Source organism: Streptomyces lasiicapitis (assembly GCF_014646335.1).
Taxonomy (GTDB): domain Bacteria; phylum Actinomycetota; class Actinomycetes; order Streptomycetales; family Streptomycetaceae; genus Streptomyces; species Streptomyces lasiicapitis.
Genome location: NZ_BMNG01000008.1, coordinates 347,395 through 364,138, shown reverse-complemented (window position 1 = coordinate 364,138; position 16,744 = coordinate 347,395). Strand labels below are relative to the sequence as shown.

Sequence of the window (16,744 nt, the reverse complement as noted above, 5' to 3'; positions counted from 1 at the left end):
AGTCCCCCAGACCCGGTTCGGGAGCCGCTGGACCGCGCGGGCAGGGCGCCGGTCCGTCCAGGACGGACGGACCGGCGCCCTGGCCCGTGCGGCCGCAACCGCCTCACGCTGCACGCCCGTTGAGGAACCGCACTCGGCGCGAGCCGCGCCGGCACCCCCACACACCGCTGTTCTGCTGTTTCCCAGCGGCGAGTTGGCCCGTGGTGGCACTCTGCATGGCAGCAGACACGCAAAGTAGAGGCATAGTGCCGGAGGTGCACGTCCCGTGGCGTCCAACGTCAATCCCACCGTCAGGCGACGCCGGCTCGGCCAGGAGCTGCGCCGGCTGCGTGAGCTCAAGGGCATGACGGCCGAGGAGGTGGCGGAGCGCCTGCTCGTCTCGCAGTCGAAGATCAGCCGCCTCGAGAACGGCCGCCGTTCGATCAGTCAGCGTGACGTCCGCGACCTCTGCGGGGTGTACGAGGTGGAGGACCACCGCATCGTCGACTCGCTGATGCAGATGGCCAAGGACTCCCGCCAGTAGGGCTGGTGGCACTCCTTCGGCGACATCCCGTACAGCGTGTACATCGGCCTGGAGACGGACGCCGCCTCCTTGCGGGTGTACGACCCGCAGGTCGTCCCCGGCCTGCTCCAGACCAGGCCGTACGCGGAGGCACTGATCACCGGCGCGCTCCCGGAGACCACCCCGACCGACATCGAGAAACGGGTGCAGGTCAGGATGCGCCGCCAGGAGCGCATCGCGGCGCCGGAGAATCCGCTGCGGCTGTGGACCGTTCTGGACGAATCCGCGCTGCGCCGCGTCGTCGGCACCCGCGCGCTGATGCGCGAACAACTGGAATACCTGGTGGAACAGTCCCAATTGCCGCATGTCACGGTGCAGGTGATCCCGTTCGACATGGGCGCGCATCCGGGGCTCAACGGTCAGTACGCGATTCTGGAGTTCCCGGACGCGTCGGATTCCAGCGTGGTCTACATCGAGGGTGTCACCAGCGACCTGTATCTGGAAAAGGCGAATGACGTCCAGCAGTACAGCGTCATGTACGAGCATTTGCGGGCACAGGCGCTGAACGTGGAGCAGTCCCGGCAGTTGATCGCGGACCTCGCCAAGGAGTACGCCCGCTGAAGGCGCCGCACCGTACACCTTTGGCGCATCGCAGCGGAAGACCCCTCTGGAATATGCCATCCGGTTGAGTGAACGAGCCATCCGCCGATCGATGTTGGCGAGTAGCGTCATTCACGCCAACAGCAAGAACGTTGGCGTATACCGCTCAACAGCGGTAACAGCAATTCACCAACTGGGCAAAACGGAGCGAACATGGCTATCCAGCAGGGCGCGTCGCACGCATGGACCAAGTCTTCCTACTCCACTGGGAACGGCGCGTGCGTCGAGGTCAAGTCCCCCGTCACGCACGCGATTTCCGTGCGCGACTCGAAGATCACTGACGGTCCGGTCATCGCCTTCCCGGCGGAGTCGTGGAATGTCTTCGTGACCGAGGTCCGCGAGGGAGATCACCACCGCGGGTGATACGTGCCACTACCGACTCAACCGCCTGAGAAAAACCGCATAAGCACCATCGCATGAGCCCTCTCGACTGGTCCGCCGTCCTGGCCGAGGGGGCTCGGCCATTGCCCGGCGGAGCTGGTCGGCGTACGCCTGGCGGAGCTGATCGGCGTGCGCCTAGCGGAGCTGGTCGACGTACCGGTCCGTGCCCGGCACCGTCGGGATGAACGGCGCGAGCAACTCCACCCGTCCGAGCCCCGATTCGGCCACTCCCGCCTCGCCGGCGGCGAACAGCCCCTCCCAGCACTCCCGCGGATCGCACTCCAGGAACCACAGCAGCGTCAGCCGCGTGTCGACGCCCTCGACCTGCTTCACGTACGTCATCCGGTCCCCCGGCAGCGGCGTCGGCCGGAAGATCACCGCCATCGCTGCGGGCGAACCGGCGAGCGCGCGCGGCAGCCGCCGCGCCACCAGCCACTCCAGCAACTCGGCGCGCTGCCGCGGACCTTCGGCGTCGACGACTTCGAGGACGAGCCCTTGATACGGGTGGTCGAGCGCGTGGAAGTCGCGCGGCCCGGCCGCACCGTCCCGGTACACGGTGGCCTCGTGGTCCTGGAAGGCGGTGAAGACATGGGTGCGGGCCTGGTGGACGCGGCCGTCGCGGTTGAGGCGCTTGTTGATGCCGACGGTCCACTTCATGTGCTCGTCGTAGCGGCCCTCGGTGATCCAGTACGTCGACAGGTAGCAGCCCGCGGTCACCGGCTCGGCGACCGCCGACTTCTCCGGGCGGCGCAGGAGTTGGAGGTCGCGGGTCGCCACCCAGCGCCGCCCCGCGTACATCCAGGGCATCGCCATGGCGCCCGCGTAGTAGTGGTCGTCCTCGTACCAGCGGTTGTAGGCGAACTCCTGGCCGGGGTGCGGCTCGACCATGGTGATCAGCGCATGGCCGGGGCGCACCCCGTAGGGACCGGCGGCGGCCAGCTCGCCGTACACCTCGGCGCGGGTGTCCTCAGTCACTGGTCTCCCCTTCCTTCCTCCGTTGGACGCCCATACTCTGACGCTCCGTCAGGCAAACTGCCAGAGTCCGGAGGTTCCCCATGTCACTGCTCGACGGCAGGACCGTGATCGTCTCGGGGGTCGGCGCGGGGCTCGGCCATGAGGTCGCCGCCGCCGTGGTGCGCGACGGCGGCAACGCCGTGCTCGGCGCGCGCACCGAGGCGAACCTCGCCAAGTCGGCCACCGAGCTCGACCCCGAGGGCAAGCGCGTCGCGTACCGCGCCACGGACATCACCGACGAGGGCCAGTGCGACGCGCTGGCCGCGCTCGCCGTCGAGCGGTTCGGGCGGATCGACGCACTGGTCCAGGTCGCCGCCTGGGACAGCTACTTCGGCGGCCTTCAGGACGCGGACTTCGTCGCCTGGGACGGCGTCCTGGACGTGAACCTGCTCGGCTCGCTGCGGATGACCCGGGCCTGCCTGCCGCACCTCAAGGAGCGCGGCGGCTCGGTCGTCCTGATCGGTACGCAGTCGTCGGTGGCCGCGCCCTCGCAGGTGCGGCAGGCGGCGTACGCGGCGTCCAAGGGCGCGCTGGTCTCGGCGATGTACTCCCTCGCGCGCGAGCTCGGCCCGCACCGGATCCGCGTGAACACCGTCCAGCCGGGCTGGATGTGGGGGCCTCCGGTCGAGGCGTACGTGAAGTTCACCGCGCACACCGAGGGCGTACCGGAGGACGAGGTGAAGCGGCGGCTCACGGACCGGATGGCGCTGCCGGAACTGGCGACGGACGGAGATGTCGCGGACGCGTGCGTGTTCCTGGCGTCGGACCGGGCGCGGGCGATCACCGGCCAGTCGTTGTTGGTGAACGCGGGCGAGGTGATGCGCTAGGGACCACCCCCGGACGGGGGTCCGGCGTGACCCCCTTCGGGGGCTTTCGTCGCCCCTCTTCAGTCACGTACGTGAACCAAGGTCGTCAACTCGAACGATTTTACTTCCTCTTGACTGTGCGGGCGGTTGTCCGCGCCTTGCCGCCGAACCGACGATGAGCGGGCACTTCGCGGCCGTTCAGGTGTCTCACAGGTGAAGTGGGCGCCGTTTCAGCGGAGTTGACCGAGTTCACAAGGCGGACCCCTGGGAGGGGCAATGAACGGTCTCGACTGGGCCGTGCTCATCGCGTATTTCGGCGTGATGGTCGCGATCGGCGTGTGGTCCCACAAACGCGTCGACAACGTCAGCGACTTCTTCACGGCCGGCGGGAAGATGCCCTGGTGGCTCTCCGGAATCTCGCACCACATGTCCGGATACAGCGCGGTGATGTTCACGGGTTACGCCGGTATCGCCTACACCTACGGTGTCACGTCGTTCATCACCTGGTCGTTCCCCATCGCGCTCGGCATCGCCATCGGCGCCCAGTTGTTCGCGCCCCGCATCAACCGGCTGCGCTCACGCCTGCACGTCGCGTCGCCCCTCGAATATCTCAAGAACCGCTACAACCTGAAGACCCAGCAGGCCCTCGCCTGGTCCGGCATGCTCCTGAAGATCGTGGACGTAGGCGCGAAGTGGGCCGCGATCGCGACCCTCCTCTCCGTCTTCACCGGCGTCTCCCTCAACCAGGGCATCCTCATCACCGGCGTGATCACCGCGATCTACTGCACGATCGGCGGCCTGTGGGCGGACGCCCTCACGGAGCTCGGGCAGTTCATCATCCAACTCCTCGCCGGTGTCGCGATGTTCGTGGCGGTGGTGGCGAAGCTCGGTGAGTACGGCGGGTTCTTCGGGGTGTGGGACCGCCCCGAACTGGACGGGCACGCCAAGCCGCTCGTCGGTCCGTACGGAACCGTCTTCCTCCTCGCCTTCCTCTTCATCAAGCTCTTCGAATACAACGGCGGCATGCTCAACCAGGCGCAGCGCTACATGGCCACCGCCAACGCGCGCGAGGCCACCCGGTCCGCGCGCCTCTCCGCCATCCTGTGGCTGGTGTGGCCGCTGGTCCTGTTCTTCCCCATGTGGATGTCGCCGCTGCTGGTCGACGCGAAGAAGCCGGACGGTTCGGACTCGTACGCCCTCATGACCGAACAACTCCTCCCACACGGCCTGTTGGGCCTGGTCATCGTCGGCTTCTTCTCCCACACCATGGCCATGTGCTCCTCCGACGCCAACGCGATCGCGGCCGTGTTCACGCGGGACGTGGCGCCGGTCCTCTCCAAGAAGGCGCGGGCGTGGAATGACCACGCCGGACTCATCGCCGCCCGCCTCACCACCGTGATCTTCCTCGGCCTCTCCATGGCGGTGGCCACGCAGGTCAACTCCCCCGCCTTCAAGGACATCATCACCGTCGTCATCAAGTGGGTCGCCGGCCTGATGGGCCCGATCGCCATCCCGATGATGCTGGGCCTCCTCCGCCAGTTCCGCCGCTGCGGGCCGACGGCCGCGCTCACCAGTTGGAGCATGGGTCTGCTTGCCTTCTGGCTGGTCAACTACCCCATCCACTGGAACGTCGACGGCGGCGTGCCCCTCCAGTACCAGGTCTCCATCCCCCTCGCCGTGTCCCTGATCCTCTACATCGTGATCGGCTACATCAAGCCGGAGGACACCCCGGAGCGGGACGCGCTCATCGAGCGCATCAACACGGACGACGACTCGTCCGCGGCAGCAATCCCCACCCAACCGGAACCCACCGAACCCAAAACGGTCGCCTGACGCCGCCCTGGGCCTGCACCCCTGAACCCCCGCCGCTCCGCGGCGGGGGTTCTCCCACGCACCCGTGGTGGACTGCACCCCATGCAGACCGCGAGACGCGTGCTACTCGTTGCGTACGACAACGCCCAGATCCTCGACATCGCCTGCCCCAGCGGCGCCCTGGACATAGCCAACCGCCACGGAGCAAGCCCCCCGTACCGCATAGAACTGGGCACAGTGGGCCGCCGCCCGGCCACCACCACGGCAGGCATAGCCCTGGCGGCCGGCCAGCGCCTGGACACGGTGAAGGGCCCCCTGGACACTCTCCTCGTGGTCGGCGGCGCGGGCTACGAGGACGCGGCAGCCGACCCCCACCTGGTCGCCCACGTACGCCGCCTTGCGGCACAGAGCCGCCGCATAGCCTCCGTCTGCACAGGCGCCTACGTCCTGGCCGCCGCGGGCCTGCTTGACCACCGCCGCGCCACCACCCACTGGGGCTACGCGGCCCAACTGGCGGCCCGCCACCCCACAGTGGCGGTGGACGTGGCCCCCCTCTACGTACGCGACGGCAACGTCTACACCTCCGCGGGCGTAACCAGCGCCCTGGACCTCACCCTCTCCCTCATCGAGGACGACCACGGCCCCACCCTGGCCCGCGCGGTGGCCCGCGAACTGGTCTCGTATCTGCACCGCCCGGCCGACCAGGCCCAGATCAGCATGTTCCTGGCCGCGCCCCCGCCGGGCGACCGCCTGGTCCGCGACCTGGTGGGCCACATCGCGGCGCACCTCGCCGAGGACCTGTCCCCCGCCGCCCTCGCGGCCCGCGCGGGCGTGAGCACCCGCCACCTCACCCGCCTGTTCTCGGCGCACCTGGGCACGACGCCGGCCCGCGCGGTCCGGGCGGCCCGCACGGAAGCGGCCGCCCACTTGGTGCGCTCCAGCGAACTGTCCCTCGCCGCCATCGCCCGCCGCTGCGGCTTCGGCTCCGCCCAGACGCTGCGCCAGGCGTTCGTGGACCACTTCGGCATGCCCGGGGACAGGATCCGCAGGATGCCGGACATGCCCCGCCCACGAACGCCCCTCCCTCGGGAGACTCCCGTGGCATGACGCACCCGACACACGCGCAGTCGCCGCGCCCCACGACCCGCCGCACCGTCCTGCGCGGCACCGCCGCCACCGCCGCGCTCGCCACCGCGGGCCTCGCCGCGACCGGCCCCGCGCACGCCACCGACGTACACCCGAAGACCGACAGCGGCAACAGCAGCAGCGGCAGCGACGGCCCCCGCATCGGCATCCTCCTGTACGACGGCTACAGCCTCCTCGACCCCACGGGCCCCGCCGAAGTCCTCTCCCGCGTCCCCGGCGCGAGCGTCACGATGCTCGCCGAGCGGCGCGGCCCCATACGCACCGACACGGGTGACGTGGCCGTCCTGGCCGACCGCTCCCTCGACGAGGCGGGCCGCCTGGACGTACTCCTCGTACCGGGCGCGGGCAACCGCGGCCTGATCGCCGCCATGCAGAACCGGCCCCTCCTCGACTGGATCCGCGAGACGAACCGCCGCACCCGCTTCACCACGTCCGTGTGCACGGGTTCGCTGATCCTGGCGGCGGCCGGGCTCCTGGACGGCCGCCGCGCGACGACGTACTGGGCGTCGGCCCCGTACATGGAGAAGACCTTCGACGTCACTTATGTCCCTGAACGCTATGTGAAGTCGGGGAAGTTCATCACGTCGGCGGGCGTCTCGGCCGGTCTGGACATGTCCCTGTACCTGGCCGCGCGGCTCACCGACGACGACACGGCGAAGGCGATCCAGCTGGCCGTCGAGTACGACCCGAGGCCGCCGTTCGACGCGGGGAACGCGCAGGAGGCGAGCGACGATCTGAAGGCACGGGCGCTGAAGATCCTGGAGGACTCACAGGTGTGAGAGCAGCGGTACGCCGACGTGGCTCAGGCCCGCGGATACCGCGCCAGCCACCCCGGCGCCGCCCCCGCGGGGCTGTGCAGCGCGGGCCCCTGCGTCATCTCCATGGCGAAGTCGTCGGCGAGTTCGAGGATGGTGGCGCGGCCCTCCAGTTCGGTCAGCCAGCCGGGAGGCAGCGCGGTCTCGCCGTGCAGGGCGCCGAGGAGGGCACCGCACAGCGCGCCGGAGGCCGCCGAGGCGCCGCTGTGGTTGACGGCGAGGCGCAGCCCGTGGCGGATGTCCTCGCCGACGAGGGCGCAGTACACGGCGGCGCCGAGCGCGCCCACCGCCCCGCCCTCGCCGATCAGCTCCTCGACGCGGGTGGCCGTGGGCATGCCCTGCCGGACGGCGCCGAGGGCGTGCCGCAGCGCGTCGGTGACGGGCTGGTGGCCTGGCCGGGCGGCGAGCAGCGCGAGGGTGCGCTGGATGGCGCCGTCGAGGGACTCACCGCGGGCGAGGCCGTGTACGAGGATGGTGTGCGCCCCGGCCGCGAGGAACGCCGTCGGATGCCCGTGCGTCTGCACGGCGCACTCCACGGCGAGCTGCAGCACGAGCTGCGGCTCCCAGCCGACGAGCAGCCCGAAGGGCGCGGACCGGGTCGCGGCGTCCGGCCCCTGTTCGCCGGGGTTCTTCGGTACGTCGAGGGTGCCCATGCGGTCGTCGGCGAGCCCGGTGAGGCAGGCGCGGGAGGGGTCGCGGCGCGAGTACAGCCACTCCTCCCGGGCCAGCCACCCGTCTTCCTTGCGGCGCTCGTCGGGCCCCCAGTCGCGCTGGGTCGCCGCCCACCGCCGGTAGGCGCGGTGCAGGTCGGTGGGCGGGTGCCAGGCCCCGGTGTCGCGCCGCACCTGCGCCCGTATCAGCCCGTCGACGCTGAACAGCATCAGCTGGGTCGCGCAGGTCACGGCACCGCGCCTGCCGTGCGCGCCGACGAGTTCGGTGAGGCCCTCGGTGCCGTGCGCCTCGCGGATCGCGCCGAGCCCGAGCCCGTCGACGGGCGCTCCCAGCGCGTCGCCGACGGCGGCCCCGAGCAGCGTGCCGCGCACCCGGCTGCGGAAGTCCTGCTGCTCGGTGCGGCCCCACACACCGGTGGCTGCTGCAGTGCTCACCGAACCCCCTTTCCCGTGCCCTGGCGTCCGACTCCGCAGCACTGTAATCGAACGGGAACGGTGGGTTCAGGGCCCAAGTGGTTTGTACGGAGGTGCCCTTTCTCTGTCTCCCGGAGGGGGTTGTCGCTAACGCCCGGACGGGGTCGGCCGGTGTTCGACGTACTCGATGACGGTGCCGTCGGGGTGGCGGGCGGTGAAGCCCGTGCCCGTGGGAACCCGGTGCGGCGGGACGAGGATCTCGGTGCCTTCCTCCGCGGTCAGCCTGGTCAGGTAGGCCTCGGCGGAGTCGACGAGCAGCGTGCCGTCGGTCGCCCGGAACGGTTCCAGGACCTCCTCCGCGGCCTCCACGAGCAGGAAGCTGCCGACGACGGCCAGGGTGAGTTCCCTGGCCGGATACGTGAAGTACATGTCCCGCTCGGTCCCGAGCAGCCGCTCGTAGAAGGCCGTGACGGAGTCCAGGGTGCCGGGCGGGGTGTAGACGCGGATGAGGGGGCGGGGCTCGGTCAGGTGGGACGAGTCGTTGTGGCGTCGGATGACGACGGGTTCGGTTGTGGTGTCGATGTCGGTCATGAGTGCAGCCTCGCGGCGGGAATGGGGCCCGACCAGGCGGGTGTTCATGGGGTGAGTGGAGGTCACAGGATGACGGCAGCACCCCACGTGGGACAGGACTCGCCCCGCCGCGAGCTCGGCGGCTTCCTCCGCGCCCACCGCGCGCTCCTCGCCCCCGCCGACGTGGGCCTCCCCGCCACCCCCCGCCGCCGCACCGCAGGCCTCCGCCGCGAGGAGGTCGCCGCGCTCTCGGGCGTCTCCGTGGCCTGGTACACGTGGCTGGAGCAGGGCCGCGTGGATACGTCACGCCAGGTCCTGGACGCGGTGGCGCGCACCCTGCGCATGGACGAGGCGGCCCACGCCCACGCCCTGACCCTCGCGGGCTTCACCCCGGCCCACAGCCCGACGCGTACGCCCACGCACCCCACCCACCCCCTGCAACCCATGCTGGACGCCTGGCCCACGAGCCCCGCCCTGCTCCTCACCTCCGCCTTCGACATCCTCGCCTGGAACAAGGCGTACGCGACCCTCTGGCCGGACCCCGCCGACGTACCCCCCGACCGCCGCAACCTGCTCCTGCTCCTCACCACCGACCCCGGCCACCAGTCCACCCTCCCCACCTGGCAGCCCCTGACCCTCGCCCTCTACCGCCACTTCCGCACCCGCGCGGACCGCGAGCCCCCAACGTCCCGCAGCGCCCGCGTGACGGAACTCCTGCGGGACGAATGCCCGGACCTGGCGGCCTGGTGGGGCTGTCGATCGGTGGGCGACTTCACCTCGCACGACATCGAACTCACCACACCCGCAGGCGAGTTGGCTCCGTACGAGGCAACACTGCTGCTCACGTCGGAGCCCCGCGACGGCTGCATCCTGGTCCAGACGCCCGCCCGCTCTCGCCTTCACCCGTCACCGCGGCCGTCCTCCCTCTAACATCTCGCTGAGCGAGAGAAATGCAGGGACGCGAGTCGGGGGGCTTGTGATGCACGAGGCGTTCTTCGAGGCGTACGAGGGGCTGCTCGACCTGTGGGGTGGCGGGGTCGAGCGCGTCGACGTCCCCACTCCGTACGGCACCACTCGCGTCAACTGCGTCGGCCCGCAGGACGCGCCGCCGCTGCTCCTGCTGCCCGGCGGCGGGGACACCTCGGCCGGCTGGTTCCTCAACGCGCCCACGTGGGCCCGTACGCATCGCGTGCTGGCCGCCGACCTCGTCGGCGACGCGGGGCGCAGCCTCCCGGACCGGGGGCGCGTCGGCAGCGTCGCCGGGCTCAACGAGTGGCTCGACACGCTCCTCGACGGCCTCGGCATCGAACGGACCGCCCTCGCCGGGTACTCGTACGGCGCCTGGATCGCGCTCCACTACGCCCTGTCCTCGGACCGGGTCAGTCGCCTCGCCCTGATCGAGCCCACCAACTGCTTCGCCGGATACCGGCCGGAATATCTGCTCCGAGCCCTGCCGATGCTGGTCGCACCGACCCCGGCACGCGTCCGCTCGTTCCTGCGCTGGGAGACCGGCGACGCCTACCTCCATCCGGCGTGGCTGCGCCTTCAGGAAGCGGCGACCGGCTTCATGAAGGCCCGCCCGGTCACGGGCCCGCGCCCGACACCGGCCGCCCTGCGCGCCCTCCGGACACCCGTACTGATCCTGCTCGCCGCCAACAGCCGCCCCCACGACGCCCGCCGGGTCGCGGAGACCGCCGCGGCGCTGCTCCCCCACGTCGAGACCACGATCCTGTCCGGCAGCAGCCACCACGGACTCCTGCACCGGGAGGCGCCTGAACTCAACGAGGCGATAGGCAAGTTCATCTGACGCCCGATTCGGACTCGGACCGGCTGACGCCTCAGCGGGCCGTCTTCGACCACTTCTCGTCCGCCGCCCCGTTGCAGGTCCACTGGATCAGCTGGGATCCCTTGGTCGCCGCGGAGCCGAGGCCGAGGCACTTGCCGGAGTAGACGTTGCGCAGTTCGTGCGTGCCCGGGTCGTGCCACCACTTCTGGTCGACCGCGCCGTTGCACGTGTACTGCACCATGCCCGCCCCGTTGGCGAGGCTGGACGCGGGACCCATGCACTTGCCCGAGTAGGCGTTCTGCAGGGTGTAGGCACGCTTGCCGTCGGAGTCGGTGGTCTCGTCGAACACCCACCGCTCGTCCTGGGCGTTGGTGCAGCCCCACTGGATCACCTTCGAGCCGTTGGTGATCTTGTTGCCCGCACCGGCGCAGAGGGCGCTGTAGTCGTTGCTGAGGTAGACGGCGCCGTCGGCCCGCCTGGGCAGGAGGGAGAAGACGACGCGGTGGCCGGTCTGTTCGTTGCTGCCCCACAGGCGGCCCGAGCTGGGCGAGTAGGACAGGTTCTGGGTCAGGGCCGGTGCGCGGGTCAGCACTGACGCCCGGCCGCCCGGCTTGGCCTGGTAGACGCACGAGTAGCTGAGTGTGTCGCCGGGGCGGGCATCTTCCATGTAGCCCACGGGACACTCGCCGGACAGGTAGTAGTAGCTGCCGTCGGTGGCCACGCCCTGGAGCTGGCGGACGGGGGCGACGTACGCGGAGGTCGCGGTGACGGGCGACGTCCCGCCTTCGCCGATGGAGGCGAGCGGCCAGGAGATCACCCGCGCCGGGCGCGTGTCGATGGGCTTCGGCGGCTTGAGGTAACGCAGTTCGTCGGAGTTGCTGCGGTACTCCCCGGACACCAGGCTTCCGGTGCTGCGGTCCACGCTCAGGGAGCTGAGGCAGGCGATGAGCCCGTCACAGGCCCGCAGTGCCTTCCTGCCGGGGTGCGCCTGCTCCCAGGCGGCTTCCTGGGCCTTGGTCTGGTACCCGTAGCGGGCGACCATGGGCAGCGCCCACTGGTGATGACCGGCCGACGAGACGCCACCCTTGATGCCGACGTCCCCGGAGACCGAGTTCATCTTCCAGAGGTGGTTCAGGTCGTAGATCTGCAGCTCGCCGCCGTTGGCGACGAACAGCCGGTTCCCGTACCACGCCATGCCGTCGGCGTGGACGTTGTCGACCGCCTTGAAGTTGGGCTTGTCCCGGCTGCCCTGGGGCCGGACGAGCAGCACATGCCCGTAACTCCAGTCCTTGCCGGTCGACTCGAGGATGGAGACGCGGGCCTTCTGGTCGCGGACGGTGGACCCGTTGCCGTCGTCGCCGCTGCCGTAGTACCAGGACTGCATGTAGAGGTGGTGGCCGTCCGCCGTGCCGCCCGCGTACGCGTCGTGCGAGGCCGTCATGCCCTGCGGATGCCAGCCTCCGGCCTTGTTGTACGCGCTGGTGTCGTCGTCCGTCTTGTCCCAGCAGAAGCCGTTGTACTTGAAGGTGCCGTTGAGGCCGGTCGAGTGGCAGAGCTTCCGGCCGGTGTGCTGTCGCGACTGGGCGACGCTCAGCGGCGACGCCTTCGCCACGGCCTTCGTCGCCTCCGCACCCTCGATCACCGAACGGGCCGTCTGGTCCCCGAGCTGTCCCGGGTCGACGCCCGGTATCTCGCGCGGATAGAGAACGAACTTGGACGAGTCCACCTTGTCGAAGGTGCCGTCCTCGGGGCCGCCCGCGGCGACGGCCTGCTGCGTGCCCGTCATGACGGCCGCGAGGGATGCCAGGGCGACGAGCGTCGCCGCGAACCGGCCCCTGCGGCGTGTGCGTATGCCAGAGTTGTTTGAGCCGCTTGGGGTACTTGAGTTGCTTGATTCCACGGGGCGAAACGGTAGTCCAGGGGTCTGTCACTCGGGCAGGGCGTACTTCGCCTGGACGGCGTCCCGGGCAGCGATCACCGCCGCCAAGCGGGGTGCCAGCCGGGCGCAGTCGGCGCCCCGCGCGTGGAGCAACTCGCCCAGGCAGTCCGCCAGATCGGCCCATTCGTCCCACTCCATGGTGGGCTCACCCGCGGCGAGGGCGTCCGCGAGGCGCGCGTCAAGCGCTGGAAAGTCGGCGGTGCCTGCGGCGATCACGATGGAGACGTCGTCGCGCCACGGGAGGTCCGGGTCAAAGGCCTGCATCAGTCGTACGGTCCGCTGCCACAGTGGACGGGCTGCCGCCATGCCCTCGGATCCACTCACCACCAGGGCAAGGTCGAACGCACCCCAGTGCTCCCCCTTTTCGCCCACCGCCAGTGCCACCCTGCGCGCCAGGCCCCACTGCCGGGCCATGCGGTAGGCCTTGCACAGCTCCTCGGAGTAATCCTCGACAGGTTCGGCGGCCAGCTCTGCCAGTGCTCGCACCGGATCGCCGAGCCAAAGGTGAACCTCGGCGGTCCTGCGGCGTGCCCAGGCCGCGTCATCGCCGATCTCGGCATAGCGCGCCAAGTCGGCGAGTGCGGGGCCGAGGCGGCCGGTGGCCAGACACACGGAGGCCCGAAGCTGGTTCGCCCAGGCGCCCTCTGGGGCGGCCTCGATGGCCCGGCTCAGGTCCGCGAATGCCTCGTTGTAGCACCCGAGTTCACGGAATGCGGCACCTCGCAGACAGCGCGGCCATTCGTAGGCAGGGTTCAGCTCAAGTGCCCGGTCCGCATCGGCGCGTGCCGCCTCGTACCGGCCCAGGAGATACAGCACGCTGCACCGGTGGGTCAGCGCAAAGACATGGTCCGGGTCCAGGGCGATGGCCCGGTCCAAGTCCACCAGGGACTCCTCGAGCCGGCCGAGGTCATGCAGTGCGGCCCCACGGGCTGCGTACGCCATCGTGTAGTCATCGGCGAGCGCAATCGCCCGATCGTAGTGGGCAAGCGAGTTCTCTTCGCGGCCTGCCGTGTGCAGAACATTGCCCCGGTGCCAGAACAGCAACGCCGCGCCCGCGGCCATCTCGACAGCACGGCCCAGGTCCGCGTCGGCCGACGCATGGTCCCCGCGATCGACATGTACAACTGCCCTGTTCACCAACGCCCACAGGTTGTCCGCGTCGAGTCTCAGCGCACGGTCCAGGGCGGCGAGAGCCTGGGCATGCTGATCCAACCCGAGTCGAGCGGCTCCCAGATCCGTCCACCGGGCCGCGCGCGTCGGATTGAGTTCGGCCGCACACGTCAAGTCGCGCACTGCCTCGTCATAGGCGCCCCTGAAGCGGTGGAGGCTGCCACGTATGCGCAGAACGAATTCGTCGTCGGGCGCGAGTTCGTCGGCACGGTTCAGGTCGACGAGCGCGGCGTCGTCCTCGTCGATCAGATACCGCGTGCAGCCTCTGCCGGCGAGCGCCCGTACCAGGTGGGAGTCGAGCGCGAGCGCCGCGTCGTAATCGGCGAGCGCTAGCGCGTGCTCATCGCTGTCCCGCAGGTAGCGGCCTCGGATCGACAGCGCCAGGGCCCGACCGGGCACATCGAACCCGGCACGGTCGAGCAGCTCCCCCAGGGCCGCGACGATCCCGCCGTCCTCCAACGCATCCGCGAGGCGGCGCCCCCACGCTCCCACATCCCGCGCGTCCGCGTCCCGGCCCGCATCCACCAGAACGTCCGCCCACCGCCGGGCAAGGGCCTCGCCCTCGTTGCACGCCTCAATGGCGTCCCGCAGAACCACGGGCAGCGCAGCCCCGGGCTGCGCGCACAGCAGGTGATAGGACTCCGTGAGCCGCAGCTCCCGCCACGCCTGGTCGGCCCACACCTCCAATTCGGCCCGGCCACCCTCGGCTTCCGCCCGTCGCCGTCCGAACGTCTCCGCCAGTCGCGCGTGAGCCTCCGCCCACCCCTGGGGCGACCGGTACCGCTGCAACCGCAGCATCGGTCCCCGCACCACGTCGTGGTACTGCACCCGATCCTCACGGTCGCCGACGAACGGCAGCCCCCGCAACCAGACGTAGAGCACGGCCACTTCCTCATCGCCGCACACTCCGGCGACCGCCGCCCGGAACACATCCGCGTCCAGCCTGCGCGGCAACGCACACACCAGCGCGACAGCCCGCCGCACGGGATCCTGCTCCCACTTCAGGAACCGTTCCACCGCCGTGGCACACGGATCGCCGACGTCGTCCACTTCACCCGGCCGGTTCTCGGCGAGAGTCGAAACAAGCACCGGCAGGCCGCTGGACAGCCGCAGCACCTCCTCGACGACGGGCTCGGCGACGACCCCCTTCCCGGAGAGGAGCCCTCGTGCCTCCGCCTCCGTGAACACCCCCAGGGGCACGTCCGTCATGAAGTCCTCGTAGCCGTCCCACCGCGCGGTGTCGAAAGGCTGCCACCCGGCCGTCACGACCACGATGTTCGCGGGCAGCCGCCCGTGCCGGTCGGTGGTCATCACGTCGCGGAGCCAGCCGTCGAGGAAGGGGCCGGTCCGTTCGTACGTGTCGAAGAAGAGAACGATCCACGGCACCGCGGCCGCAGCCTCGGCCAGCTCCCTGAGCAGCACCGGCGTCAGCACGCGCTCGGGCGAGATCACGAGCTGTACGTCGTCGTGATTGCGGAAGCGGGCGCCGAGGCCGGCGCGCAGGCGGTCGGTGCCGTGCGCGATCGGGGCCGGGTCGATCGCGCCCGCGAGCGCGCCGACTCCGGGGACCAGCCCGAGCCCGGCAAGTCCCGCGCGGGCGGCCGCCATGCTCCCGGCCGACGGGGGCGGCGGCCCGGCGCCGGCTTCCGGCTCCGGGCCGAGTGTCGCGGCCAGGGCTGCCGATTCCGCCTCGTGGCGCCGTTCGCGATGCGCGGCCAGCAGCCGGTCGAGTTCCTTGAACCGCCGTCCCTCGCGGGCGAACTCGGTGACGACCGCCGCCATGGCCTCCGGCACGCTGCCGACGGACTCGTCGACATACGCCGTCAACGCGCCGTGCTCGCGGGCTACTTGCTCCATCTCCCGCACGAGCGAGGTCTTGCCGACACCGGCGTTGCCGTGGATGTGGAAAAGGAAGCGGTGCCGCTCGTCAGCGGGCGGCACGTCGAAGTTCGCCCGGAATGCGGCGAGTTCACCGCGCCGTCCCACGAATCCGGACCGCCTGCGCCGCCGTATCAGCTCTTGCATGGATGGCTGGTCCGCCGCGCCTGCCGCCATTCGCGCCACCCCCCGACTCCGCTCCACAGGCTACGCGGCGGCGTCCTGGCCCAGGCGCGGAACCACTCGGCAGTCGCGACATCGTCCCGGACGTGGCGCCCGAAAGGCCCGTTCGCAGCCGTCGCAGGTCTGGAGCGGGTCGGGGCGGCCATCGGCCCGAAGTGGGGTCGTGGGCAGGGGTGGTGGCAGGTGTTCCGTGAGCCGGTGGGCGAGGAAGGCCGCCGGGTGGCGGATGGGGGCCTGAGGCAGGCCGGATGTCAAGGCCTGGCGTACGGCGGCTGGGGGGACGCCGCGTTCCAGCCAGCGGGAGACGTCCGGTGCGAGACGGCGTACATCGTGTTGGGTCAGGAGTAGGCGGGCGTCGTGGGCGCGGAGGCCAGCCAGCAGGTCGACCGCGATCGGGTCGCCCGGCGGGGGTTCCGGGGGTTTCGGAGCGACCGGCTTCGGGCTCATCGGCTTCGCGACCGGACGGGCGGCTAGCTGGGGCTTGTTGTACGAGACCGTGCGGGTCACGATCCTGCCCGAGGGGAGCCGTTCCTTGACCCGGGCCAGGTAGCCGTGCGCCTCCAACTCCCGTAACGCGGCGGCGATCCGCATCTCGCCCTCCGGGAAGCGCAGGGCCAGCGACTTGATGCCGATCGGCGATCCGGCGGGCAGCGACTGGATGTGGGTGGCCAGGCCGATCGCCATCAGGGACAGCTCGGAGTGCTGCGCGAGGTGGTTTCCGACCACGGTGAAACGGTCGTGGTGGCGTTCGGTGACGTGGTCGACGCCAGGGCCGGAACGGCCGGACCGGGCACGCGTGGGCGCGCTAGGCTGAAGCGAAGTCATCGGGAAGCGTCTTTCTTCCTCGGTGATCAGGCCCTCGCACTGGGATGCCAGTCCCGGCGAGGGCCGATTCATGTCTGGGGCACATGTCTGCGGTTGTTGGCGCTGACGCTGCACCACCATCTCCCTTCCACGCCAGCCGAGTTCGCGATGTTCACTCTCGCGAGTGAGCGCG

13 protein-coding genes and 1 pseudogene are annotated in these 16,744 nt (G+C 70.6%); 8 read left to right on the top strand and 6 right to left on the bottom strand.

Annotated elements, in window-relative coordinates; translation table 11 throughout:
- Nucleotides 1-265 precede the first annotated feature (265 nt).
- Nucleotides 266-1,123, top strand: a pseudogene (locus tag IEY91_RS20090) (helix-turn-helix domain-containing protein).
- A gap of 192 nt (nucleotides 1,124-1,315) precedes the next feature.
- Complete coding sequence (locus IEY91_RS20085; protein ID WP_164323910.1) at nucleotides 1,316-1,525, top strand: DUF397 domain-containing protein; 210 nt, start codon at nucleotides 1,316-1,318, stop codon at nucleotides 1,523-1,525.
- Between the two features lie 153 nt (nucleotides 1,526-1,678).
- On the opposite strand, the gene IEY91_RS20080 is transcribed toward IEY91_RS20085, so the two are convergent.
- Nucleotides 1,679-2,518 (bottom strand): hypothetical protein, encoded by an 840-nt coding sequence (locus IEY91_RS20080; RefSeq protein ID WP_189175042.1) that lies wholly within the window; start codon nucleotides 2,516-2,518, stop codon nucleotides 1,679-1,681.
- 80 nt (nucleotides 2,519-2,598) lie between these two features.
- On the opposite strand from IEY91_RS20080, the gene IEY91_RS20075 reads away from it, so the two are divergent.
- The 4 genes from IEY91_RS20075 to IEY91_RS20060 all read left to right on the top strand — a co-directional run bounded on the left by IEY91_RS20075 (nucleotide 2,599) and on the right by IEY91_RS20060 (nucleotide 7,100).
- Nucleotides 2,599-3,384, top strand: coding sequence for an SDR family oxidoreductase (locus IEY91_RS20075; protein WP_164323906.1), 786 nt, complete (start codon nucleotides 2,599-2,601; stop codon nucleotides 3,382-3,384).
- A 255-nt stretch (nucleotides 3,385-3,639) separates the two neighbouring features.
- Nucleotides 3,640-5,196 (top strand): sodium:solute symporter family protein, encoded by a 1,557-nt coding sequence (locus IEY91_RS20070; protein ID WP_189175041.1) that lies wholly within the window; start codon nucleotides 3,640-3,642, stop codon nucleotides 5,194-5,196.
- A gap of 99 nt (nucleotides 5,197-5,295) precedes the next feature.
- A complete protein-coding gene (locus IEY91_RS20065) occupies nucleotides 5,296-6,282 on the top strand; it encodes a GlxA family transcriptional regulator (protein ID WP_189175123.1) in 987 nt (328 codons plus the stop codon).
- Nucleotides 6,279-7,100: a DJ-1/PfpI family protein gene (locus tag IEY91_RS20060; RefSeq protein WP_164323900.1), complete on the top strand. Its 822-nt coding sequence runs from the start codon at nucleotides 6,279-6,281 to the stop codon at nucleotides 7,098-7,100. Before IEY91_RS20065 ends, IEY91_RS20060 begins: the two co-directional genes overlap by 4 nt.
- 23 nt (nucleotides 7,101-7,123) lie before the next feature.
- Here IEY91_RS20060 and IEY91_RS20055 read toward each other — a convergent pair whose 3' ends face one another.
- Complete coding sequence (locus IEY91_RS20055; protein WP_229697096.1) at nucleotides 7,124-8,242, bottom strand: ADP-ribosylglycohydrolase family protein; 1,119 nt, start codon at nucleotides 8,240-8,242, stop codon at nucleotides 7,124-7,126.
- A 126-nt stretch (nucleotides 8,243-8,368) separates the two neighbouring features.
- Nucleotides 8,369-8,812, bottom strand: a complete 444-nt coding sequence (locus IEY91_RS20050) for a VOC family protein (protein ID WP_189175040.1) — start codon at nucleotides 8,810-8,812, stop codon at nucleotides 8,369-8,371.
- 69 nt (nucleotides 8,813-8,881) lie between these two features.
- On the opposite strand from IEY91_RS20050, the gene IEY91_RS20045 reads away from it, so the two are divergent.
- Together IEY91_RS20045 and IEY91_RS20040 are read left to right on the top strand one after the other, a co-directional pair.
- Nucleotides 8,882-9,721, top strand: coding sequence for a helix-turn-helix domain-containing protein (locus tag IEY91_RS20045; protein WP_189175039.1), 840 nt, complete (start codon nucleotides 8,882-8,884; stop codon nucleotides 9,719-9,721).
- Between the two features lie 49 nt (nucleotides 9,722-9,770).
- On the top strand, nucleotides 9,771-10,598 hold the full coding sequence (locus tag IEY91_RS20040) for an alpha/beta fold hydrolase (protein ID WP_189175038.1): 828 nt from the start codon (nucleotides 9,771-9,773) through the stop codon (nucleotides 10,596-10,598).
- Between the two features lie 31 nt (nucleotides 10,599-10,629).
- Here IEY91_RS20040 and IEY91_RS20035 read toward each other — a convergent pair whose 3' ends face one another.
- From IEY91_RS20035 to IEY91_RS20025, 3 genes are all read right to left on the bottom strand, one after another.
- Nucleotides 10,630-12,363, bottom strand: a complete 1,734-nt coding sequence (locus tag IEY91_RS20035) for an RICIN domain-containing protein (RefSeq protein WP_189175037.1) — start codon at nucleotides 12,361-12,363, stop codon at nucleotides 10,630-10,632.
- A 141-nt stretch (nucleotides 12,364-12,504) separates the two neighbouring features.
- Nucleotides 12,505-15,741: an ATP-binding protein gene (locus tag IEY91_RS20030; RefSeq protein ID WP_229697095.1), complete on the bottom strand. Its 3,237-nt coding sequence runs from the start codon at nucleotides 15,739-15,741 to the stop codon at nucleotides 12,505-12,507.
- A gap of 30 nt (nucleotides 15,742-15,771) precedes the next feature.
- Nucleotides 15,772-16,572: a helix-turn-helix domain-containing protein gene (locus IEY91_RS20025; protein ID WP_189175036.1), complete on the bottom strand. Its 801-nt coding sequence runs from the start codon at nucleotides 16,570-16,572 to the stop codon at nucleotides 15,772-15,774.
- Nucleotides 16,573-16,744 lie beyond the last annotated feature (172 nt).